General features: G+C 55.4%; 14 protein-coding genes, 1 tRNA gene and 4 pseudogenes. 8 read left to right on the top strand and 11 right to left on the bottom strand.

Going from position 1 to position 23258, the window contains the following annotated elements:
• Window position 1 precedes the first annotated feature (1 nt).
• Window positions 2–1798, bottom strand: a complete 1797-nt coding sequence (locus BOH68_RS06090; protein ID WP_077372876.1) for a flavin-containing monooxygenase — start codon at window positions 1796–1798, stop codon at window positions 2–4.
• Window positions 1799–2219: 421 nt separating this feature from the next.
• Between BOH68_RS06090 and BOH68_RS06085 the strand changes: the two genes are divergently transcribed.
• The 6 genes and pseudogenes from BOH68_RS06085 (at window position 2220) to BOH68_RS06060 (ending at window position 11691) form a co-directional block, all read left to right on the top strand.
• A complete protein-coding gene (locus BOH68_RS06085) occupies window positions 2220–4271 on the top strand; it encodes a sigma-54-dependent Fis family transcriptional regulator (protein ID WP_258038170.1) in 2052 nt (683 codons plus the stop codon).
• A 543-nt stretch (window positions 4272–4814) separates the two neighbouring features.
• Entirely contained in the window at window positions 4815–5804 is a 990-nt protein-coding gene (locus BOH68_RS06080; RefSeq protein ID WP_077372873.1) for a DUF1852 domain-containing protein, read from the top strand.
• Window positions 5805–5901: 97 nt separating this feature from the next.
• Window positions 5902–6936, top strand: coding sequence for a methionine synthase (locus BOH68_RS06075; protein WP_077372870.1), 1035 nt, complete (start codon window positions 5902–5904; stop codon window positions 6934–6936).
• A 257-nt stretch (window positions 6937–7193) separates the two neighbouring features.
• Entirely contained in the window at window positions 7194–7712 is a 519-nt protein-coding gene (locus BOH68_RS06070; RefSeq protein WP_077372867.1) for a flavin reductase family protein, read from the top strand.
• Between the two features lie 245 nt (window positions 7713–7957).
• Window positions 7958–8809, top strand: a pseudogene (locus BOH68_RS06065) (IS5 family transposase).
• A gap of 293 nt (window positions 8810–9102) precedes the next feature.
• Entirely contained in the window at window positions 9103–11691 is a 2589-nt protein-coding gene (locus BOH68_RS06060; protein WP_077372865.1) for a DEAD/DEAH box helicase, read from the top strand.
• A gap of 77 nt (window positions 11692–11768) precedes the next feature.
• On the opposite strand, the pseudogene BOH68_RS06055 reads toward BOH68_RS06060, so the two are convergent.
• The 6 genes and pseudogenes from BOH68_RS06055 to BOH68_RS06030 all read right to left on the bottom strand — a co-directional run bounded on the left by BOH68_RS06055 (window position 11769) and on the right by BOH68_RS06030 (window position 15958).
• Window positions 11769–12760, bottom strand: a pseudogene (locus BOH68_RS06055) (IS30 family transposase).
• A gap of 583 nt (window positions 12761–13343) precedes the next feature.
• Window positions 13344–13514, bottom strand: a complete 171-nt coding sequence (locus tag BOH68_RS06050; RefSeq protein ID WP_374700398.1) for a transposase — start codon at window positions 13512–13514, stop codon at window positions 13344–13346.
• Window positions 13515–13545: 31 nt separating this feature from the next.
• Complete coding sequence (locus BOH68_RS06045) at window positions 13546–13959, bottom strand: helix-turn-helix domain-containing protein (RefSeq protein WP_374700394.1); 414 nt, start codon at window positions 13957–13959, stop codon at window positions 13546–13548.
• A gap of 196 nt (window positions 13960–14155) precedes the next feature.
• Window positions 14156–14974 (bottom strand): DUF2971 domain-containing protein, encoded by an 819-nt coding sequence (locus BOH68_RS06040; RefSeq protein ID WP_077372862.1) that lies wholly within the window; start codon window positions 14972–14974, stop codon window positions 14156–14158.
• Window positions 14975–15058: 84 nt separating this feature from the next.
• Window positions 15059–15853, bottom strand: a complete 795-nt coding sequence (locus BOH68_RS06035; RefSeq protein ID WP_139345419.1) for a hypothetical protein — start codon at window positions 15851–15853, stop codon at window positions 15059–15061.
• A gap of 15 nt (window positions 15854–15868) precedes the next feature.
• Window positions 15869–15958, bottom strand: a tRNA-OTHER gene (locus BOH68_RS06030).
• Window positions 15959–16402: 444 nt separating this feature from the next.
• On the opposite strand from BOH68_RS06030, the pseudogene BOH68_RS06025 reads away from it, so the two are divergent.
• A pseudogene (locus BOH68_RS06025) lies at window positions 16403–17392 on the top strand (IS30 family transposase).
• Here the strand turns inward: BOH68_RS06025 and BOH68_RS06020 are convergent.
• Window positions 17351–17488 (bottom strand): annotated as a pseudogene (locus tag BOH68_RS06020) (hypothetical protein); the annotation flags it as partial. The pseudogenes BOH68_RS06025 and BOH68_RS06020 overlap by 42 nt on opposite strands.
• A gap of 1020 nt (window positions 17489–18508) precedes the next feature.
• Here BOH68_RS06020 and BOH68_RS06015 point away from each other — a divergent pair.
• Window positions 18509–18862, top strand: coding sequence for a hypothetical protein (locus tag BOH68_RS06015; RefSeq protein WP_258038169.1), 354 nt, complete (start codon window positions 18509–18511; stop codon window positions 18860–18862).
• Between the two features lie 104 nt (window positions 18863–18966).
• Here BOH68_RS06015 and BOH68_RS06010 read toward each other — a convergent pair whose 3' ends face one another.
• From BOH68_RS06010 to BOH68_RS06000, 3 genes are all read right to left on the bottom strand, one after another.
• Window positions 18967–19890, bottom strand: a complete 924-nt coding sequence (locus tag BOH68_RS06010) for a LysR substrate-binding domain-containing protein (RefSeq protein ID WP_077372859.1) — start codon at window positions 19888–19890, stop codon at window positions 18967–18969.
• 143 nt (window positions 19891–20033) lie between these two features.
• Window positions 20034–21620 carry a cysteate racemase gene (cuyB, locus tag BOH68_RS06005; protein WP_077372856.1) on the bottom strand — a complete coding sequence of 529 codons (1587 nt, stop codon included), beginning with the start codon at window positions 21618–21620 and terminating at the stop codon, window positions 20034–20036.
• 136 nt (window positions 21621–21756) lie between these two features.
• A complete protein-coding gene (locus tag BOH68_RS06000; RefSeq protein ID WP_077372853.1) occupies window positions 21757–23079 on the bottom strand; it encodes a dicarboxylate/amino acid:cation symporter in 1323 nt (440 codons plus the stop codon).
• Window positions 23080–23258: the final 179 nt, after the last annotated feature.

The following is a 23258-nucleotide window of genomic DNA, read 5'->3' as shown; positions in this document are numbered from 1 at the left end:
CTCAGCTCAGGTGGTGGACTTCCTGAAGGCCGTAGACAGGCGTCGGGATACCCTCGAGCCGCGCCTTGAGCTGCAGCGCCAGATACTGGGAGTAGTGACGGGACTGGTGCAGGTTACCGCCGTGGAACCACAACGCCTGCTGTTGGGTCGGCTTCCACATGTTGCGCAGCTCTCCCTCCCAGGGGCCGGGGTCCTTGAGCGTATCGGAGCCCATGCCCCAGCATTTTCCGACCTTGTCGGCGACCTCCTGCGAGATGATGCGTGCCGCCCAGCCGTTCATCGAGCCGTAGCCGGTGGCATAGACGATCAGATCGGCGGGCAATTCCGTGCCGTCGGTCAGGGTGACCGAGCGCGGATTGATGCACTCGATGCCGACGCCACTGCGCAGCTTGATGTCACCATTGGCGACCAGATCACAGGCGCCCACATCGATGTAGTAGCCGGAGCCCCGGCGCAGGTATTTCAGGAACAGGCCCGAATCGTCATCACCGAAATCGAGCAGGAAGCCCGCCGCCTCCAGCCGACGGTAGTAGTCGGCGTCGCGCTTGCGGATCGCCTCGAAGATCGGCCGCTGGAAGTCGGGCAGTATCCGGTAGGGAATCGAGGCAAAGATCAGGTCCGCCTTGTGATGATCGATGCCGTTTTGCACTGCCTGTTCGGAATAGAGCGGTCCCAGCGCCTCTTCCATCAGCGAGTTGGACTTCACCACATGCGTGGAGGAGCGCTGCAGCATGGTCACGTCTGCATCGTGCTCCCACAGCGCAGCGCAGATATCGTGAGCGGAATTGTTGGCCCCCACCACGATCACCTTCTTGCCACGGTAGGCATCCGGTCCCGGGTGCTGACTGGAGTGTTGCTGCTCGCCTTCAAAGGACTCGGCCCCCGGGAAGTGCGGTACGTTGGGCATGCCCGACATGCCCGTGGCCAGCACCAGCTGCTTGGGCCGCAAGGTCACGGGCTTGCCGTCGCGCACCACCTCGACCACCCACTCGCCGCTTGCCTCATCGAAGTGCGCACTCTCACAGGCCGTGGAGTTCCAGTAATTGAGCTCCATGATCTTGGTGTACATCTCCAGCCAGTCCGCGACCTTGTCCTTGGGCGCGAAGACCGGCCAGTTTGCCGGGAAGGGGATGTAAGGCATGTGGTCGTACCACACCGGATCATGCAGACACAGGGACTTGTAGCGATTGCGCCAGGCATCGCCCGCACGTGGATTCTTGTCGATCACGATGGTCGGCACATCCATCTGTCTGAGCCTTGCGGCCAGCCCGATACCGCCCTGACCGCCACCGATGATCACGCAGTACGGCTGGCGCTCGTAGCCCAGCTCAGCCTCTTCGCGCTGACGCGACTCAAGCCAGGTCTCACGTTGCTTGTTGGCACCATGCTCGGCGCCCTTGGGACGCTGCATACCCAGCGGTTCGGGGAATTCCTTGAGTTCACGCATGGCGGTCAACAGTGTCCAGCAGCGCCCTTCCTTCAGGCGCAACAAGCCCTTGCCACGTGCATCTGCGGTCTCGAAGGTGAACCAGGCTTCGACGATGCCGCCGGCCTCACTGGCCTCACCATCCAGTTGCCAGCGAGAGGGAGCGACATGCTCGAGGGTCGCCGCGAGCATCGACTGGATCTCGTCCTTGCCCTCTGAGGTCTTGATATTCCAGGTGAAGGCGATCAAATCGCGCCAGAAGCATTCCTCGCCAAACAACGAGAGAACCCGGGCGATATCGCGCTGAGCCAGGGAGGACTCGAAATCATCGAGCCATTGCTGAGCGATCTGAGTTGGCGTGCGTGCGGTCATGGCGTCTCTCCGCGTGTTGTTGGATGTTGTAGTCACGCCCTCCATCCAAGGCATCAAGCATGCCAGCTTTGTCATGCACGCCTGACAAAGCTCGTAAGCACCTGTCGTGCATGACAAATATGCGCCACTACCGCATCACCACCCTCTTCGTCTCGCTGGGCTTTTTACCTTCTTCGTGACAACTGTACGCCGTACGCCTGACACGTCGCGTTACACCTGTAACGCCCCGACCAAGGATGCAGGACAGGATGATTGACGCTCCCGCCACACCGCATACGCTTGAGGGAGCACACGCCGCTTTTGCCATGGCCCCTGTTGTGACAACTGCGCTTGCCACTTTCACAAGCGCCATAGTCACTTTCACAAGCGCCATCGCCACTATCAAAAGAGCCGTCTCGAGACGGCCAGCGCCGAGGCAGCCATGATCCGCCAACTCGACACGATGCCGTCCGACAAGCGGCAGCATATCCAGACCCTGATGCAACTGGGCGAAGGCCGCGACGTCTTCCCCGAGACGCAGCGCGACGTTATCCGTCGCTCCTGGCAGCGCTGTCTGGAGGAATACCAGCTCGACCCCAGCCGCCCTCGCCCGGTCCGCGTTCTCACCCAGCAGGCGCTGCGCGATCATCAGGAATCGGCGGATGAGCTGCTGCACGTGGCGCGTGCCGGGGTGGAGCGGCTCTATAGTCAGATCGCACAACATGGCTATGCGCTTATCCTCACCGATCAACGCGGCATCGCGGTGGATTTTCGCGGTCAGCGTGACCAATTGAGTGAGCTGCGACGCGCGGGCCTCTACCTCGGGTCAGATTGGAACGAGCGCTATGCCGGCACCTCGGCGGCGGGCACCTGTCTGCACGATGGCGCAGCCGTCACCTGCCATCAGCGTGAGCACTTCGATGCCACCCACATCGACCTGACCTGCACCGCGGCCCCCATCACCGACCCCCAGGGCCGAGTGATCGCCGCCCTCGACATCTCGGCGCTGAAATCGCCCCGCCCGCAGGAAAGCCAGACCTTTGCGCTTTCCCTGGTCACCCTGCATGCCCGCATGATCGAGGATGCCTACTTCCTGCATCGCTATCGGGATTGCTTGATCCTGCGCTTCGACACCGCGCGGGAATTCGTGCACCTGAATGGCCGTGGCCTGTTTGTCATTCAGGAAGATGGCAAGGTGATCGCCGCCAATCACGAAGGCCGACGCCTGATCGATGCGCATCTTGAACGCTGGCCACCGTGGACGGTCTCCACCCTGCCCGCCGTCACGCAACTGTTCGATGGAGAGCTCAATGAGCTGCTGAGTATTCCGCACGCCAACCGGGATCAGATTCGTGCATTCCGCCTGCGGGCGGACGATGCCACCGTCTTCGTGACCCTGATCGAGCCGCGCGGCTATCCGGTGAAGGCCCTCCCCACTGTCAACCAGCAGGATGACCCGGTGCCCGAGCTGGACCAGCTCGCGGGAGATGACCCTTCCATGCACCGGCTGCTCAAGCTGGCGCGCCGCATGCGCCATGAGAACGTAAGCATCCTGATTCGTGGCGAGACGGGGACCGGCAAGGAAGTGTTGGCAAGGGCGCTGCATGACAGCGGGCCACGCGCCAAGGCACCCTTCGTGGCGGTGAACTGCGCCGCCATTCCGGAATCGCTGATTGAAAGCGAACTCTTCGGCTATCTGCCGGGCGCCTTCACGGGAGGAAGACCCAAGGGCATGCGTGGCCTGATCCAACAGGCCGACGGCGGCATACTGTTTCTGGATGAGATCGGCGACATGCCGCTGCCGCTCCAGTCGCGCCTGCTACGCGTGCTCGCCGAGCGAGAGGTGTCGCCACTGGGGGCCGAGACGCCCATCAAGGTGGATATTCGCGTCATCACTGCCACGCATCGCGATGTCACGGAGCTGATCGCCAGCGGGCAATTCCGCGAAGACCTCTACTACCGACTCAACGGCGCCGAACTCCTGCTACCTGCGCTGCGTGAGCGCGCCGACCGCCACTACCTCATTCGCAAGCTGCATGCGGAGCTACAGGCCGAACGCGACCAGACACTCCACCTGCGCGCCGATGCCATCAGTGCGCTGCTGAATCATCACTGGCCTGGCAATATCCGCCAACTGCGCAATGCGATTGCTTTCGCGATGGCCACCGCGGAAGGCGATGAAATCACCCTGCATGACCTACCGGAGGTCTGCCAGACCCACACCGGCAGCGCCCGCGGGGCTGCCAGCCCGCTTGCCGCTTCCTCCCCCGTTACATCCGGCGCTTCCTCGAACCCGGCCTCTCCAGCGCTCACGTCTGCTGGGCCCGATGCAGGGGCTGATGCGGACGCCAACAAACTGCTCGAACTGTTGCGCCACACGGACTGGAACATCAGCCAGGTCGCCCGCCAACTCGGCGTCTCGCGCCCCACCATCTACCGCCGCATGCGCCGTCATGGCCTGGTCGCGCCTAATCATCAGCCGCTCGCCTCATGAACCAGCTGCATCATCATGGCCGAGTATGGAGAACGTGAAGAGTGCATGAGGGTGTTGTGCTCTGAAGCGTCAGGTGCTTGCTACACACGCTGGCCCGAGCGGAAGTTCGGGCCAGCGTGTGTGTTTTCCATTCTTGCCCCTCTTACCCCTCTTTCCCTTCTTACCTACTCCTCGCGTCAACGTCTCTGCGGCTCACATTGCGCGCTTGCTGAGCCCGCCTATCCCCGCTCGATTCGCCGGCTTTCATAGCGCCCGAAATGACGCCCGCCCTCATCATGAATCTTACTCAACTTGAACATTAAAAAATCCAGTTTGTCTCATGGAGCTAGGCACTAGATACTCACCTCCATCAGATCGTTGATGAAGACTTCCCATGACGCTGCACTTCACAGCCAGCACATGGAACGTGATGGCGAGCAGCGTGCCTCTCCCGGCATGGATGCATTCTTACAGAGAGCAACCTGCTCACGAGACGCCTGAAAGATCACGGGAAGATATCGACGACACAGTGAATTTTCTCTCTCAGGATCAGGGTGAACGACCATGAGCAACGAATTCGGTTTCAGCATCAAGAGTCTGCGCTTCGACGAGAACTACACGCCGGCGGAAAACACCCGCCTAACCACCAACTTCGCCAACCTGGCGCGTGGTGAGAGCCGTCAGCAGAATCTGCGCAGCACGCTGAACATGATCAACAACCGATTCAATGCGCTGGCCAACTGGGACAACCCCAAGGGCGATCGCTACTCCGTCGAGCTGGACATCATCTCCGTCGAGCTGAACATCGATGCGGCGCGTTCCGACAATGCCCTGCCGATCATCGAGATCCTGCAGACCACCATCGTCGACCACCAGACGAATCAGCGCATTGATGGCGTGACCGGCAACAACTTCTCGTCCTACGTGCGTGATTATGACTTCAGCGTACGCCTGCTGGAGCACAACAAGGGCAAGGACTCCTTCAGCGTACCGGAGCAGTTCGGTGAGCTGCACGGCAACCTGTTCCAGGCCTTCGTGGCTTCCCCCGCCTACAAGGAATGCTTCAAGAAGCCGCCGGTCATCTGCATCAGCGTCTCCACCACCAAGACCTATCAGCAGACCGAGAACGTGCACCCGATCCTCGGGGTGGAATATCGCCAGGATGATGATTCCCTGACCGATGCGTACTTCAGCAAGATGGGCCTGAAGGTGCGTTACTTCACGCCGCCGGGCAGCGTTGCGCCGCTGGCCTTCTATCACACCGGCGACCTGCTCAACGATTACAGCAATCTGGAACTGATCAGCACCATCAGCACCATGGACACCTTCCAGAAGATCTATCGTCCCGAGGTCTACAACGCCAATTCCGTGGCCGGCAAATCCTATCAGGCGAGCCTGAAGCAACAGGACCATTCACTGACGCGCATCGTGTACGACCGCGAAGAGCGCAGCCAGCTCGCCATCGAGCAAGGCAAGTTCGTGGAAGAGAGCTTCATCAAGCCCTACCAGAGCCTGCTCGAGCAGTGGTCCGCCAACTGGTCAGCCAACAAATAAATCCATCATCGGTCAGCTCACTGATCCGCAAACAGCGCGCGCTGATCGACGAACGACATTCGCTATCTGAACCATTCCAAGGACAAGGTTATTCATCATGACGAGATTACTCCCGACCTCCACCGCTGGCAGCCTGCCGAAACCGTCTTGGCTCGCCGAACCGGAGGTCCTCTGGTCCCCCTGGAAGCTCGAAGGTGAGGCACTGGTCGCGGGCAAGCAGGATGCCCTGCGCGTCTCCCTGCAGGAGCAGCAGCACGCCGGGATCGATATCGTCAGCGATGGCGAGCAATCGCGTCAGCACTTCGTCACCACCTTCATCGAGCACCTGAATGGCGTGGATTTCGAGAAGCGCGAAACCGTCAAGATCCGTGATCGTTACGAGGCCAGCGTGCCGTCCGTGGTCGGCCCGGTCTCTCGCCAGAAGCCGGTGTTCGTCGAGGATGCCAAGTTCCTGCGCTCGCAGACCGATCAACCGATCAAGTGGGCGCTGCCGGGGCCGATGACCATGGTCGACACCCTCTTCGATGGCCATTACAAAAGCCGCGAGAAGCTGGCGTGGGAATTCGCCAAGATCCTCAACGAGGAAGCCAAGGAACTTGAAGCGGCGGGCGTCGACATCATCCAGTTCGATGAACCGGCCTTCAACGTCTTCTTCGATGAAGTGAATGAATGGGGAATCGCCACGCTGGAACGTGCGATCGAAGGCCTCAAGTGCGAGACCGCCATCCACATCTGTTACGGCTACGGCATCAAGGCCAACACCGACTGGAAGAACACCCTGGGCTCCGAATGGCGTCAGTACGAAGAAGCCTTCCCGAAGCTTCAGCAATCCAACATCGATATCGTCTCGCTGGAATGTCACAACTCCCACGTGCCGATGGAGCTGATCGAGCTGATCCGTGGCAAGAAGGTCATGGTCGGTGCCATCGACGTTGCCAACAACACCATCGAGACACCGGAAGAAGTCGCCGAGACCCTGCGCAAGGCACTGAAGTTCGTGGATGCCGACAAGCTCTACCCCTGCACCAACTGCGGTATGGCACCTCTCTCCCGTGAAGTTGCCCGCGGCAAGCTGCAGGCACTCAGCGCCGGCGCCGCCATCGTGCGCAAGGAACTCGAAGCGCAGCGCTGATCGCTTGGCAGAACACTGAACTGGCCAAGGCACAGCACTGAGAAATAACGCCGGGCTTGGCCCGACAGTCGTGCTCAAGAGTGAAAGCAACAGTGGCGGACACCGCCGCAAACAAAAATGGCCATCGTGAAGGATTCACGACGGCCATTTTTTCATCACTCTCACCCCTGTCACTCAAGCGCCCAGACCAGCGCTATCGCTGCAGCCCTTCCCCTACGGCTGACAATTACCACCTCCCCAATCTCCCAGGATTTGCCATGTCGCTCTCCAACACTAACCCAGCCCCCACCATCGACTCCGCCAGTTTCCGTGAAGCCCTCGGCCACTTCGCCTCCGGTATCACCATCATCACTACCCAGGTCGACGAAGAACCCATCGGCTTCACTTGCCAGTCGTTCTACAGCGTCTCGATGAATCCACCGCTGGTCTCCTTCAGCGTCAAGGCAAGCTCGTTCAGCTACCCGAAGATTCGCCAGGCAGAGCGCTTCGCCGTCAACATCCTCTCCAGCGAGCAGAGCCATGTCTCCACCCAGTTCGCCATGCGCGGCGCAGACAAATGGCAAGGCATCGACTGGCAGCTCTCCCCCCTCGGCAACCCGGTCATCAATGACAGTCTGCACTGGCTCGACTGCAAGATTCACGCAGAGCACCCCGCAGGTGATCACCTGATCGTGATCGGGGAAGTAAAGGGACTGAATCTGGATGTTGGTGCGACCGCTCGGCCACTGCTGTATTTCAAAGGGAAGTACGGGGGCTTGGCTGGGGAGGAAGAATAAGGCTGGAGGTACTAGTCGACTGAAACCTTAAGGATTAGACTAGGGAATTATGAGTTCGCTTTTAAATCAGTATGTTACTGACATTCAAGGAAAAGCAGCCGTGATCGAGGGAAAGGTACAGTTCTTTGGATTCAGTAGGTTAGCGAAGGTTGAAGATAGCACAGGAAACTGGTGTGTACCGTTAGGTTTTGTACGAAGTGTCGTTCTTGCTAATGTGACTCATGCACATCCAGCATAGGTGCGATATGACAGGGCGCTACGCAATCTCTGATAGCCAATGGCAGTTGATCGAAGACATTGTCTCACCGGCTCAGTCGATGGGCAGGCCTAGGAAAGACGACAGGCAGATGCTGAACGGTATCTTTTGGGCCCTCTGCTCTGGCGCCAAGTGGCGCGACCTTCCCGAACGTTATGGCCCTTGGAGTAGTGTCCACGCCAGGTTCCAACAATGGCGTGATGACGGTACCTTTGAGGCGGTCTTGTCGCGGCTTCAACTTCGACTTCATGAAGATGGCCTGATGGATCTCGAGACCTGGATGATCGACTCAACCGCTGTTCGAGCAACACGCGCCTCTGCTGGTGGAGGCAAAAAGGGGGATTGAAGAACCCTTAGACCATGCGTTGGGTCTGAGTCGTGGGGGCATCACGACCAAAATCCATATGAACTGTGATCGTCTTGGCTGGCCCATCGCTTTCACACTATCGGGAGGCCAAGAGTCGGATACCCTGTAATTCATGCTCATCCTGGAATAAGTTCATCTACCGGGGAGTCTCGGTCGGCCACGAAAACGTTGCTGCTACATCGTGGCAGACAAAGGCTATAACAGTGATGAGCTGCGCCGTTACTGCGACCGCTTTCGAATCAAGCCGATCATCGCCCAACGAAGGATAAAGCGAAAACCCCGTCCAGGCCTTCCACGGGTTTTCGATAAACCCATGTACCGTCAGCGAATTTCGTGGAGCGCTCTTTCAGTTGGCTGAAAGAGTTTCGTCGTATTGCGACACGATATGAAAAGCTGGCCCGTAGCTTTTATGCGATGGTATGCCTAGCTTACATACTTCGCTTCCTACGAGCCGACTTTTCGTACAGAACCTAGTGTACTGCTGCCGTCAAGTCAGTATGGAGGGATTCACAGAGGAATATTCGCCGACGCAAGGAAAATCTCTATCACATCAACACCCAAGATTTCAATCACCAAAAAAATTGATCCACGTAGGATTGAAAATCTACACTAAGAATAGAAAAATGGGTTACGAAGAGATAAATTTCGTATGGAAGCAGTATCAGCATCCAACAATTTACTCAAAGTAAATTAAACGAAAGCACTGCCGCAAAAAACCAAGCACTTAAATTTGTAAGTACAAAAGCTATCAAGAGCAGGGTCTGATAATGGGTTTTAGATCAATTTCCAGCACTTCTACAGTTCCGTCGTCACCGGATAAGCTATTCCGGGACTTGAGCCGCAGAAAGCTCCCTGACGTCTTGCCGCACCAAGCGGCAATCATGCAAGCTTACGCTGAACTCCCACAAGATAAATCAGATGTAGCCCTTCAATTACCAACTGGTAGCGGAAAGTCCTTAGTCGGCCTACTGATTGCAGAGTGGAGAAGAATAAAATACCAAGAAAAAGTTCTTTTCCTTTGTCCAACAAAGCAGCTGGCCTATCAAGTAGCTAACCAGGCTGAAGAAAAATACGGACTTTCAGTTGAAGTTTTCACTGGCTCTCAACACGAATTCTCCCCAGCATCCAAAACAAATTTCCAGCAAGTCAAAAGAATAGGCATCGCGACCTACTCCGCACTTTTCAACACGAACTCTTACTTTAAAGACTGTGACATATTAATCCTTGACGATGCACACACATCTGAAAACTATATTGCTAGTCAGTGGAGTCTACTCATAGATAGAACTACTGAAAAATCATCTTCCACCTTAGATATTATCTGCTCCATCATCGAGCCTCATATCAATACTCTCGATGCAACCAGACTTCGAGGCAAGTGGGATGATATTTCAGATAGATCATGGGTAGATATGCTTCCAATATCTACCATGCTGGATATACAAGATGAATTAATTGAAGCACTGGATGCAAACGTTCAGGGAACATCACTATATTTTCCTTGGTCTTATCTGCGTGACAACCTAGATGCCTGCCAAATATTTCTTTCCACACAAGGCATTCTAATCCGCCCATTATTACCTCCGACTTTCTCACACTTACCTTTCTGCTCTCCAAAGCAACGAATCTTCATGTCCGCAACTCTCGGAGCTGGGGGGGATCTTGAGCGCCTGACCGGGAGAAAAAACATTCACAGATTAAACCCACCAGATGGCTGGGACGCCCAAGGAGTGGGAAGAAGATTTTTTATTTTTCCTGAGATGTCTTTAGATGACTCTGAAACCGAGGCTTTCAAAAGAAAACTTGTTGAGAAGACTACAAGGTCTTTATTCCTAACTCCGAGTGACAAAAAAGCCTCTACAATTTCTGAAAAACTTGAAGAAATACCCTCACTTGAAATTTTCTGGCCTCAGGAAATTGAGGAAACAAAGACACCGTTTACCTCCTCATCTCATGCCGCTGTTATTGCAGCAAACCGCTACGATGGCGTTGATTTTGCCAGTGATGAGTGCCGGCTTCTATTTATCGAAGGTTTACCAAAAGCGATGAACTCTCAAGAGCGATTCCTCATGTCGCGAATGGGAGCAAACATCCTTTTTAATGAACGCGTACTAACCCGAGTAGTTCAAGCCATTGGAAGATGCACAAGATCTCTTGAAGACTACTCCGCTGTTGTCATAACTGGCGAAGACCTTCCAGATTACATTGCGGATGTTAAACGCCGAAAGTATCTTCACCCAGAATTACAGGCTGAAATAAAATTTGGTGTGGAACAATCATCTGACAGAACCGCAGAAGAAATGCTGGAGCTTTATCAAATATTCCAGGCCAATGGTCAAGAGTGGGCTCAGGCTAACCAAATGATTATTGAAGAACGATCCAAGAGCCATCGCTCAGGGCTTCCGGCAATCGAAGAGCTTGACAGCGCAGTGCAACATGAAATTGAATACCAGACTGCTATTTGGCGAAAAAACTATCAACAAGCTGTAGAATCAGCTGAAAACGTATTAGGTTTTTTAGGAGATTCCGAACTAAGAGGCTACCGAGCGCTTTGGCATTACTTAGCAGGTAAGGCTGCGTACGTTGCCATGAACAACTGTGATAACAGCTTGGAGAAAAAAATAAGACTACACTTCTCCGCAGCTTATAAAGCCGCCCCCGAGCTTAGCTGGCTAGCAAGCTTTACAAGAGCCAACAACCCTGAAGAAGAAGGTATTGCAACGACAGATATCGCCACTAAGGACCAGGTTGAAAGAATTGGGTTAAAACTTAAAAGCCTTGGAACCATTCACAACCGTAAATTTGCTCAATTAGAATCAGATATACTTAACGGCCTCAAGAAGCACGAAACCTTCGAGCAAGCACAAAAATCTCTTGGCGAATTGTTAGGATTTATCTCTCACAAGATAGAAAAAGAAGGTTCCCCTGATCCATGGTGGGTTTCTCTAGATCATGGAATTGTCTTTGAGGATTACGTAGGTGCCGACCCAGACGGTAGTGTTCATGTGGAAAAAGCTCGCCAAGCGGCTTCCCACCCATCGTGGATCAAACAAAACCACCCTGAATTTTCCAATGTCGAAATTACACCTGTAATTGTTTCTAGCGTAGAAAAAATCAGAGAGGCCGCCACACCACACACAACAGAAGTTAGCTTTTGGTCAGAAGACACCTTTATTGAATGGGCTAAACATGCAACTTATGTGGTACGTTCACTCCGCACCACATTTACCGAACCTGGGGACTTAGTTTGGACAGCTAACGCAGCTGAGTTACTGGAAGAAGAAGGGCTTACTATGAAGTCAATAATCAGCGCTATGCAAGGTCATATGATTAATGACACCCTCACCGTAGTTTAAAAAAACCTAGTAGAAGGCCGCCACCTCATCACGCTTCGAAAGACAGCAGTTGAGGCTGGTGGCTTAAACTCCTGAATTCAAGCAATAAGCGCAGCACCTGCGGTATCCAGGCCTCCTGAGTATTTCCTAGAAACACCTGCGCCGGTGTCCGGTAGCCGAGTCGCTTTCGAGGACGGTCATTCAGCTTTTCGACCACCTTACGTAGTTCTGCATTGCTGACCTGGCGGAAATCCGTTCCTTTGGGGAAGTACTGCCGTATCAGGCCATTCGTATTTTCGTTAGTCCCACGCTGTCCAGAGCAGTAGGGATCACAGAAGTACATCGCCGCCGTCACGGCCTTGGCCACTGCTTCGTGTCCAGCGAATTCCGAGCCATTGTCCAGTGTGATCGTCTGGACCGCTCCCCGACGCGGCTTCAACAAGCGGATCATGGCTGCTTGCGTCAACTCGGCCGAGATCTTGGGCAGTCGTGCGGCCAGTAAATAACCACTTCGACGCTCGACCAGCGTGACCAAGCCTGATTGCTTGTGGCCCTGTATCACGGTGTCGCCCTCCCAGTGGCCGATGAAGCGCCGATCATCAATCTCATCTGGGCGGTGCTCGATACCGACTCGGTTGGGGATCTTCCCCAACCCGGCGCTCTTGGCGTGCGTGCGGTGCTTATTGCGGCGTTTGGGCTGACGGAGATGCCGCCAAAGGTCACCACCCTGTGCCTTGTCGTCCCAGATCAAGGAGTAGATCCATTGATGACTGACACTAACGCCGGCCAAGGGCGCCATGAAGCCACTGATTTGCTTTGGACTCCACTCCTCACGTAGCCGACCGGCAACGGCGGTCATCATGCCGGGAAGGCGCTTTGTCCGCTTGGTAGCAGTGCGGTGCCGACGATCACTGAGTGTCTGAGCCTGCTCGGGATCATAGCCATCAGCGGTGGCGTTACGGCGAATTTCGCGGCTGATCGTGCTGCTGTGGAGGTTCAGCTCTCTGCCGATCTGGCGCTGGCTCATGCCCAAGTCATAACGGGCGTGGATCTGGTATCGTTGGGTCTGGGTCAGCTGTCGGTATTCCATACTCTGCTTCACTTTGGTCGGTGAGCCGAGAAGGGTACCGGCGCTGGCCCTCCTGCCTCTACCGTGCGGTCCAAAGTGCTGCGGTTATTCTATGAATCTAGGGTCAGAGTCCCGACTGTAAATTAACCTTAGAACATGTCGAGCTTGAATTGAGCCACCCTTTGCCCCCCCCCCCGCCCGGTGGAGGAAAATACCATGAGCGTCTCGACAGAAATCTTCTGTACACCAACACTTTGGAATAAAGGCAAGTTTGTTGGACAGAAAGCACCTGAGGCATCTGGGCCATCCATGTTCATCTACAAATTGCCAAAAAGGCGAGATAACTTCCTCTTTTCAATTTAGCCATTTATTGTGTTTTGAGGGACAATATTGTGATCTTGAAGCGATGGACGTGTAATCTCTGAATTATAGCCACATTAAGATACAAGAAGAGGCCCAGAGTGCTGGTGATTACCACATCTTGAGGGGTATTAAGAGACTTGAGCTACTGATTGCCATGACTCATAGCCTGGTAGTAAAGGATCTCTTCGAATTTTTATGTAGATTTAACTTCATCCAGCATGCATCCCACGGGACTGCCGTCCTAGTAGATCATCACAATGAAATTGCTTTTGTTTCGGTAGCCGCACGGAGGTGATCTGGCTAATTGAAAGAGGACATTCATACATTCTAGACGTGCGCTCGTCAGGAATGAGTGCCAGCGCCTCACAACCTGGTCAGCATGTCGTTCTAACGTATTGAGTGCTTTTGCCATTAGATTGAGAAGAGTGTGGTCTGCCACTGCATCACGCATCACGCATCACATATCGGCGTAATACTATTTTTTCTATCCCGACATTGGCAACCTGAGAAAGATCCAAATTTCCCTGCATGCGGCCTACGTATTGATGCATGATTCGCCACAGACGCTTGTCAGTGACTTCCAATTGCCGAGAGACGGCGAGCGCAGGCATCTCCCTCACCAGCGACATGGCAGCCTGTATATACCACGGTGTGAAGCCGCGGTCAGGGCGAGCCCAGGGCACCTCGACTCGCTTGACGCCGTGCTCTGGACACCGGATGCGAGGGATGCTGGCATGGAGATAGCAATGATGCTGGAAGAAGTTCAGGTGTCGCCAGGACTTGTCGGCAAAGTCATGCGCCGGGCATGCCTTGCCGCATTCCGGGCAGGCATGAAAACTGCCCCGATCGGCTTCCACGTAAAGCTCGAGACGATGTGGGGATGATGTGGTGCCCAGATACTGGTCCTTGGGTTTCCAAGGCGCTTGCCAAGCCCAAGCCAAGGGTCAGGATCTGAGTACCATCCATGTCAATTCTCCAGTCTGTTCGGGCACCCATATCTTGGACCATTTCAGGACACTAATTCCACACCTGGCATCGAAGAGTCCTTTTTCTTCACATCCTCACATTAATTTCACTTCGTCTTAAAGTTGCTTTCTGTGCATACTTATTAAGAAGATTATTAACTATCAGCTCTTGCTCTAGTGTTACACGAGGGCCAAGCAGAACTTCCATTTCGTCGAAGCAATCTTTCGCTAAAGGTACAAAAAGTGCCTCTTCAAGCACTGGATAGTTCGTAAGATCAAAAGCCGGATGAGCTTGAAGGTTGGGTTCGTGAAGAGGTATCTCTGAGAAGGTAGCGAGTACCTTGTACCGCCACTCTTCTTCAAATGACCAATAAGTGTTCTTTACCATGCCAAGGTCGTACAGTTGCACGGACCAACGTCCATCATCATCCACCAAGCATGTCCCGTTTAGATAAGATTTGTCATCAGTATAATGAATTTTATTTGGACCAGTGACGTAATAAGTAGAAATGCCGAGGCCTCCATTTCCGCGATTTATGACAATCTCAGCATCAATGCGCTGTGTAGCACCTCCCTTTTCCCATACGGTAGGGGCATTACGTCCTAGAAACGGGTTATTTGGGAGACGAATACGCACCCCTTGCATATTTGGCGTATACATTTTCCACATAGCAATGGATTCTCGATCTTGCGCCGTCCAACATGAACCAAATACAAGCGTTGATGCAGCTGTAAGATCTGAAGCAGTGGCCTCCTCTGGATCGTTAACACTATCAAGTCGGGAAAAGCGTAAATTATGGTTTTCCAATATCAATGCTAAAGTTTCTATTGACGTATAGTGATAAAGCACCGGCGGCAACGCCCTTATACCCATCACTTCCCACATAAAATCATCTGTATAAAACATGAAAAAAACGTAGACCTTGCAAAAACTATCAGTTAAGAAAACAACGAAGCCGTATTATCAACCATCAACACGATATCATATATTTCAAAGTCTCACTGGTCCGTGTTTAAATAATCTCTCGATGAGCTCATCTGAAATATCGGAAAACTCCGTATTAATGAATGCCTTTAGCTTTCGGCGGCGAGTGGCTTCACCATTAGCGTTAATTACACTATTGTACGCCCCTATTAGATCTCTTTGCTCCAGCCAATTAAAGAACCCATCAACAGTATAAATGTTGGGCTTTAGCTCTTCGTCGATGTGGCGCACATATCGCACTGTTATTGCTATAAGCGTCGTAAAATCCTTGAGAGTTATTTGACCAGAACCGAAGTTATTAATAGTTTTATCAATATCAATTCCAGCATGCCTATCCTTCAACAATTGTGCGTTATCTATTAACAATTTTTTCTGGTTAACTGTTAGCCCGACATTCGAACTGTGAACAACTCTATTCCGCCAACGTACCAGTAACACAACCATTGGGCACCAATATGGCTCTGCATTGGGAAGATGCTTAGAGACCTCAATTACTTTATCTGCGGCTTTCTCTGTAGAAAGTGCCTTTCGCAATTTATCATCGGCAAAGATGCAGGATTTTAAAAACCCTAAGTACTTCAAAAGTGCTTCCTCTACAAACACTAATGAAGCTCGAAGAGCAAATAAACGAGCTTTCGAAGCTGAAGTCGCAGGGTCCGAGCTTGACCAACTTATTGTCAGGTCCTCTGGCTTTTCTATCGTTCCTGAACGCACAGAGGTTAGACCCACGCAGATTGTATTCACTGAATGGACAGCATCACCAACAGTAGCTAGAAACTGCTTTAGCCCCTCACTATTCATATAAATTCCTGATATTGGTGGTACCGTGAGGATTCGAACCTCAGTTACCCGCTTTAACAAACAGACGTAATCGGCGGGCGTCTTAGACCACTAGACGACAGTACCATAGATCAAAGCCTACCAACAATTTAACTGACAAGCCAACGACTAAATGCCCCCCCCTATAAGCTTAACTCTTTTCATATCGAAATCCGCCTCCCCTTAAGCTATTGAAACATATCAGAGTAATGCATTATATCTTGACAGAATAAGGCAGTAAATTTTGCAAACCACACAACAGGAATGAACTCACATGCACCATTTTTTATCACGTCGGCTTTGCGTCGAAAGCAGCTTCTAACCACACAAATTTATCCCATATCAGGCCAAATACATTAGATTTTTCTCAACCCATGCAGCTTCAAAACTAAATCTTCTGCCCATAGGTGTGTATATCGCCGTAGAATCCCTGGATTCATAGAATAAACGCAGCACTTTGGACCGCACGGTAGAGGCAGGAGGGCCAGCGCCGGTACCCTTCTCGGCTCACCGACCAAAGTGAAGCACAGTATGGAATACCGACAGCTGACCCAGACCCAACGATACCAGATCCACGCCCGTTATGACTTGGGCATGAGCCAGCGCCAGATCGGCAGGGAGCTGAACCTCCACAGCAGCACGATCAGCCGTGAAATTCGCCGTAACGCCACCGCTGATGGCTATGATCCCGAGCAGGCCCAGACACTCAGTGATCATCGGCGCCGCACTGCTACCAAGTGAACAAAGCACCTTCCCGGCATGATGGCCGCCGTTGACGTTCGGCTACGTGAGGAGTGGGGCTCATAGCGAATCAGTGGCTTCATGGCGCCCTTGGCTGGCATTAGTGTCAGTCATCAATGAATCGACTCCTTGATCTGGGGCGATAAGGTGCGGAGTGATGATCTTTGGCGGCATCTTCATCAGCCCAAACGCCACAATAAGCACCGCACGCACGTTAAGAGCGCCGGGTTGGGCAGATCCCTAACCGAGTCGGTATCGAGAGCCGCCCAGTTGAAATTGATGAGCGGCGCTTCATCGGCCACTGGGAGGGCGACACCGTGATATAGGGCCACTAGCAATCAGGCTTGGTCACGCAGGTCGAGCGTCGCAGTGGCTATTTACTGGCGGCAAGACTGCCCAGGATATCGGCCGAGTTGACGCAAGCAGCCATGATCCGCTTGTTGATGCCGCGTCGGGGAGCGGTCCAGTCGGTCACACTGGATAGTGACTTGGAATTCGCTGGCCACGAAGCGGTGGCCAAGGCCGTGACGACGGGATGTACCTCTACGATCCCCACTGCTCTGGACAGCGTGGGACCAACGAGAATACGGATGGCTTGATACGGCAGTACTTCCCCACAGGAACGGATTTCCGCCAAGTCAGCAATGCAGAGCTACGCAAGGTGGTCGAAAAGCTGAATGACCGTCCTCGGAAGCGACTCGGCTACCGGACTCCGGCGCAGGTTTTTCTAAGGAATACTCAGGAGGCCTGGATACCGCAGGTGCTGCGCTTATTGCTTGAATTCAGGGCCTGTATAGACTTGTGGCCGCTGATTACCGCGAACTCATGGTCGGAAAAACCCGCCTCTATCAGGCGACTGACGGCTTCATGGCGTAGGCCATGAAAGCGGAGGTCATCGAGCTTGGCCTGCTTCTTCGCCTGATCCCAGAGATTGGTATAGGCATAGAGCCCTCGTTTGCCGTCTCGCCATGTTCACCAAAAATCATCAGGTTGAAGCCAAGAACGCACCGGATTGTTCAGCGTCTACTTAAACAGATCTTGAGCGTCACGCTTAGTGCGGAAGGTCTTAACAGTGGTAGGCCAGCTGGTCTTGCAGATGACGACCTTCCAGCTACCGGCAGGGGTCTTGACGATGGTGGCCATGAAAGTCTCCAGGGGGCTGAAGGATCGGCACTGTACCGAAACTGTACCCTTGGACTATGGGACTCACCAGGTAAAACTCTTAAGACGCTGATTTCATTGGTGGGCCCAGCTGGACTCGAACCAGCGACCAAGGGATTATGAGTCCCAAGATCAACTAACCTTCTACTTTTAGCACGGCTACCGCACGGCGCTTACCTCTGGGGCGAGCTCCGTCTCATGGCCTTCCACCATGGCGTCCTGCCTTGGCGAGAAATGCATATTAAAATATAGGAAATTTCAAGAAACCTAATAATAGCCGAGTCGAGGCAAGCGCGAGAAGAAATCGTTAGTTCAACGCGACACTCTGCGTCGCATTAACAAGACACTAAACTCGATCTCCAACACGCCTCGCCGACCCCTCCGCTCTATCGCACCTAACTTCGCGCCGGAAATTTCCGCGACGTTCGCCAACACCTACGTGCCCTGTCTGACTGAACTGATACCCAGCCTCATAAAATTCATACGCCTACGTAAGACATTGCCAACAAATCCCAAAAATCCACTTTCCCCAGCCCCACGGGAAATTTCCGCCAAGGCACGGAAAATTCCGGCTTCCCAAGCCATCACCTATCGCTAACTCATTGTTTTGTATGGAAAGTGGTGATAAGGGAGGCTCTGCCTCGCGCTCACATTCAGGGATATAAAAAACTAATGTTGCACTGCAGCATCAACAGGCGTAAGACTGTCATGAGGTTCCTTTACGTGGAGAGCACAATGACTCAACAACCTGCCTGGTCTGAGTTGGTCCCGACGACACCTGCTGCGATGTTCGATGTCTGGAAGCTGGGGACGACGTCGGTGGAGATGTGGTCGACGGCGATGTCCACCATCATGTCGCGCACGCAGCTGTGGGGGACGCAGTCGCCGCTGGATCCGAAGATGATCGCGGAGAACCAGAAGATGGTGTCGGAGAAGATCGCCGCCAGCTGGGAGATGTGGTTCGTGATGCAGAAGGCGTGGATGAACGCGATGTCGGGTGGCAAGGTCGTGCCGTGGTGGACGAGGGGTACGCAGTTCATCAAGCCGCTGCACAAGCGCACGACGGCCAATTCACGGCGCCTGTCGTGAGTCTGCGATACCCTTGCGCGGGCCTGGCGAGATGATGGATGAGAGCGAAGACCAGTGGCGGTGGGCGGATGACGCTCACCGCCACTGGCGTTATGGCCGAGAGGTCACCCTTGAGTGGCGGAGGTGACTGTGCGGCTGGCTTGCGTGTCCAGACAGGCTTGCCAGATGCGCTCCGCGACCTGTTGTTCGTGCTCGGCATGCCGAAACAGGCAGATATCCAGAGGAGCGGTGTGGCGGTCATCCCCGACGATGCGCAGGCGACCGGCGTTGAGTTCATCCCGTACGGCGCGCTCCGGTACCCAGGCGATACCACTGCCGGCCAGGGCCCCGCGCTTGAGCACATCTGACATCGAGCATTCGTAGCAGAAGTTGAGGCGTGCCGAGAGGGATTCCCGATTGAGGATCAGCGCGGTGAGCCGACCGAGATAGCTGTCACTGGAGTAGCAGAGATACGGTTGCGGAGTGTCGCTTTCCAGCGAGAACAACGCCTGCCCTGCCCCATCCACTGCACTCACCGGCACCAGACGCTCGGATTCCAGCACGATGGAGGGATAGCGCACCATGTCGGTGAGCGTCGGCAGCAGTGGGCTGTTGTAGGCGAGCATCAGATCACAGTTGCCGCTGATCAGCGCATCGACACAGCCGGCGACGTGGTCCGGCACGATACGCGCCTTGAGCTTGCCCAGCCGGGTCTGGAGCTGTTCATGCCAGTCGACGAAGAAGCTGACCGCCAGCGTGTGGGAGGCCGAGATCGACACCACCTCTTCGATCTTGGGCACGAAGCCCAGTGCTTCTTCCCGCCCGACCCGCAATACCGAGAGCGCATCCTGCGCCGTCCGCTGGAAGGACTCGCCGGCCGGTGTCAGCCCAACCGGAAACAGGCTGCGATCAATCAGGGTCGCGCCCACCCAGTATTCCAGATTGCGTATCCGGCGGCTGAAGGCCGGCTGAGTCACGTTGCGCAACTCAGCCGCGCGCGAGAAATTGCGCGTGACGGCCAGCGTGAGGAAGTCTTCCAGCCAGTTCATTTCCACGGCGATTTCCTGGAGTTAGGCATGTAGCGCCGCAGTATAGCGTGGCTGGTCTTCCTGTCCTCTTGCATGCCTTCCTTCCTTCCTTCCTTCCTTCCTTCCTTCCGCGTAGTCAGTGCTGTCTGTTTCCCTCGCTGTTTTCACAGCGCCACATTCTCCAACTCGACGTCATCGGGCTGTTGCGCCAAGGCGATGCAGCGGCGTGCCAGTATCTCCGAGGGGTCCAGCAAGGCTACGCGCTCACGCAACGCTTTCGGCAACTCGATCAGCGGCAGCTCCGTACAGCCCAGAATGACCACCTCTGCCCCCTGGGCCAGCAGGTGCTCGATGGCGGCTTCCAGCATCAGACTGCATTCGCCTGAGGTGTGACCCGCCTTGACGCCCTGCTGTCCGTAGATGGCGTCCATCACGCAAGCCTGATGGGAGGCGTCCGGCACCAGCGTCTCACGCCTCGAGGCTTCGAGGATGTCGTGGTAGACCCGACTGGCCACGGTGCCACTGGTCGCGAGCAGCCCGACCCGCGCCACCGGCGTCTCCCGCGCGGCGATATGATCAACCACCGCCGTCAGCATGTTGATGATCGGGATGCCTATATAGGGCTGGATACGCGCCACGAAGGCATGCGCGGTATTGCAGGGAATCGCGATGGCATTGGCACCGTCCGCTTCCAGTCGCTGACAGGTGGCGAGCATCGGGATGCTCGGGTCTTCCCCGTTGCCGATCAGATTGGCGGTGCGATCGGGAATCTGCGGATTCTGCTCCACCACCATCTTGAGGTGATCCTGATCGCGCTCAGCACGTGTCAGTCCCACCACCTTGCGCATGAAGTCCACCGTCGCAGCGGGCCCGACGCCGCCCAGCACGCCCAGCTTGAACTGCCGCCCTTCCTGCTCGCGATCATGTCCCAGCGCGTACTCGGCGTAGATTCGATTGGAATCCAGCAACGGCACCGGAATCAGAGGCTGCAGCGAGGCCATCATCACCGGGATCTCGCTCAGGCCCGGCACGATGATCTCGGCTCCCTGACGAATGAGATTATCGCAGGCTTCCATCAGCTGCTGCAGACATTCACCGCCATGATGGCCGCTCTTGATGCCCGTCGGGCCATAGATGGCCTCCATCAATGCCTCGCGCTGCACGCGCGCCTCCGGGTAGAGCACCTCGAGCTCCGCGCCGGGCTCGGCACCTTCCGGTCGGGTCATGGGCTCGGATACGGGCCCGGACAGACGACGCGTGAAGATGCCAGAGGCGCGCACGTAGCTTGAGGTCAGCACACCGATCTTGCGAACGTCAGGGTACTCGCGGCGAATGCGGTCCTGCAGCGCCTCGAAGATATCCACCACGTTCACGCTGATTTCCGGGGTGATCTCGGCCAGGAAGGTATGCGAGAGAAAGCATGGCACCAGCGCATTCTCGACCTTGCCCTGCATGTCCTTGAGCACGTTGTAGACATAGAACTTGCGGCGCAGCGGGTCATAGCCCTCTTCCGCGATGCCGGGACCATCCTCGAAGTGACGTTGTTCGAAAGCGATGTCCACCCGGCGCGGGGGCTTGCAGTACTGGGCCGCACGCACGGTCTTGAGCAATACATCCGCGCTGCCCAGCGCTCCGAGCCCGCCGACCACACCGTAGCGGGTGACGGTGTCCGGCGCGTTGCGGGGCCCGCCAGCAGCGAGTCCAGCCGCAGAAAGCCGATTGACAGAAAGCCGTGTGGCAGACGCTTCCATGGCGCGATTCTCCTGACCATCTTTGACATGCCTGTCGGCCTGAGGGCGACAGATTCCTGGGGAAGGACGACCGGCAGCGCCTCCTGGCTGCCGGTCAGTGGGAAGTGAAGGCCACTTCCCTCCATCAGCGCGACGCTCAGCTCAAGGTCGAACGCATCACGTGCGGGGTGTTGAAGACCTCTTCATCGAGTGCCTTCTCGCTCTTGGCGACCAGACAGCTGACGGCGCAGTCGCCGGCCACGTTCAGCCCGGTACGTGCCATGTCGAGCACACGGTCGATCCCGGCGATGATGGCAACCCCTTCCAGCGGCAGGCCGACGGAGGTCAGCACCAGCGACAGCATGATCAGCCCCGCCCCCGGCACGCCCGCCGTGCCGATGGAGCCCAGAGTGGCGGTCATGATGATGGTGACGTACTCGGTCATGCCCAGATCGACACCGTAGGCCTGGGCGATGAACAGCGCGCAGACACCCTGATACAGCGCGGTGCCATCCATGTTGATGGTCGCGCCCAGCGGCAGCACGAAGCTCGAGACGCTGCGCTTGACGCCCAGATTCTGCTCGGCGGCCATCATGGTCACAGGCAAGGTGCCGGAGCTTGAAGTACTGGTGAAGGCGAGCATGATCGGCTCGACACTGCCCTGGAAATAACGCACGGGATTGAGGCGCGCGACGAAGCGCAGCAGGCCGCCATACACCACCACGGCGTGCACGATGCAGCCCAGATAGACGATGGCGATCACCTTGGCCAGCGGCGCGAGCATCGCCAGCCCGTAGGTTCCGGCGACCCAGGCCATCAGCGCGAAGACACCGTAGGGCGTGAAGGCGATGACGATGCTGGTCATGCGGTAGATGATTTCCGCCGCGGACTCGAAGAACACGCGCACCGGACGCGCCTTCTCCCCGACCAGCGTGATGGAGAGGCCGAACAGGATCGCGAAGACGATGATCTGCAGCACATTGCCCTCGGCGAAGGCCTCGACGGCATTGGTCGGCACCAGGCCAAGCAATGTCTCGACGGCAGTCGGCGCTTCCCGCACCTCGACACCGGCGGCGCTGCCCAGGTCGATACCCACGCCCGGCTGGAAGAGAGCCGCCAGCCCCAGGCCGATGGTGATCGCCACCGCCGTCATGCCCAGATACAGCCCCAGTGTCTTGAGGCTCAGACGCCCCAGGCGGGAAAGGTTGTCGAGCGATGCCACGCCGGTGACCAGCGAGACGAAGACCAGCGGCACGATCAGCATCTTGATCGCGCGGATGAACAGATCCCCCAGCGGCTTGATGTCGGCGGCGATATCGACGCGGCCGGTCTGGTTGAGCAGGATGCCCAACCCAAGGCCCAGCACCAGTGCAATGAAGATCTGTTTCCAGAGCGGCAAGCCTGTCCACGGGAACAGCAAGCGCGCGACAGGACCAGAGGTGCGCGAATCGCGCTCGGCGAACGAATCAGTATCAGCCATGAGGTAAACCCTGCTTGTCATTGTTGTTTGCTGCGCGTTGAGGCGACGCAGAATGCGGGGTCATGGTGATACAGCGCGAACAGGTCCGACCAATTCTTTATTTTGATTTTCCATGCAAGATTTGCATGACGATGCTGCGATGGGGCTCGACGGGCAGTGAGAAGGTGCCAGAAACGCGA

Source organism: Cobetia sp. MM1IDA2H-1 (assembly GCF_002916775.2).
Classification (GTDB): Bacteria; Pseudomonadota; Gammaproteobacteria; order Pseudomonadales; family Halomonadaceae; genus Cobetia; species Cobetia marina.
This window is presented reverse-complemented; position numbering and strand designations above follow the sequence as displayed.

What these genes read in the sequence shown, in the direction of transcription:
- BOH68_RS06015 (WP_258038169.1), top strand. Translation starts at nt 18,509, where the DNA reads ATGACTCAACAACCTGCCTGGTCTGAGTTGGTCCCGACGACACCTGCT.
- BOH68_RS06040 (WP_077372862.1), bottom strand. Translation starts at nt 14,974, where the DNA reads ATGTTTTATACAGATGATTTTATGTGGGAAGTGATGGGTATAAGGGCG.
- BOH68_RS06070 (WP_077372867.1), top strand. Translation starts at nt 7,194, where the DNA reads ATGTCGCTCTCCAACACTAACCCAGCCCCCACCATCGACTCCGCCAGT.
- BOH68_RS06050 (WP_374700398.1), bottom strand. Translation starts at nt 13,514, where the DNA reads ATGGCAAAAGCACTCAATACGTTAGAACGACATGCTGACCAGGTTGTG.
- BOH68_RS06000 (WP_077372853.1), bottom strand. Translation starts at nt 23,079, where the DNA reads ATGGCTGATACTGATTCGTTCGCCGAGCGCGATTCGCGCACCTCTGGT.
- cuyB (WP_077372856.1), bottom strand. Translation starts at nt 21,620, where the DNA reads ATGGAAGCGTCTGCCACACGGCTTTCTGTCAATCGGCTTTCTGCGGCT.
- BOH68_RS06090 (WP_077372876.1), bottom strand. Translation starts at nt 1,798, where the DNA reads ATGACCGCACGCACGCCAACTCAGATCGCTCAGCAATGGCTCGATGAT.
- BOH68_RS06010 (WP_077372859.1), bottom strand. Translation starts at nt 19,890, where the DNA reads ATGAACTGGCTGGAAGACTTCCTCACGCTGGCCGTCACGCGCAATTTC.
- BOH68_RS06080 (WP_077372873.1), top strand. Translation starts at nt 4,815, where the DNA reads ATGAGCAACGAATTCGGTTTCAGCATCAAGAGTCTGCGCTTCGACGAG.
- BOH68_RS06060 (WP_077372865.1), top strand. Translation starts at nt 9,103, where the DNA reads ATGGGTTTTAGATCAATTTCCAGCACTTCTACAGTTCCGTCGTCACCG.
- BOH68_RS06035 (WP_139345419.1), bottom strand. Translation starts at nt 15,853, where the DNA reads ATGAATAGTGAGGGGCTAAAGCAGTTTCTAGCTACTGTTGGTGATGCT.
- BOH68_RS06075 (WP_077372870.1), top strand. Translation starts at nt 5,902, where the DNA reads ATGACGAGATTACTCCCGACCTCCACCGCTGGCAGCCTGCCGAAACCG.
- BOH68_RS06085 (WP_258038170.1), top strand. Translation starts at nt 2,220, where the DNA reads ATGATCCGCCAACTCGACACGATGCCGTCCGACAAGCGGCAGCATATC.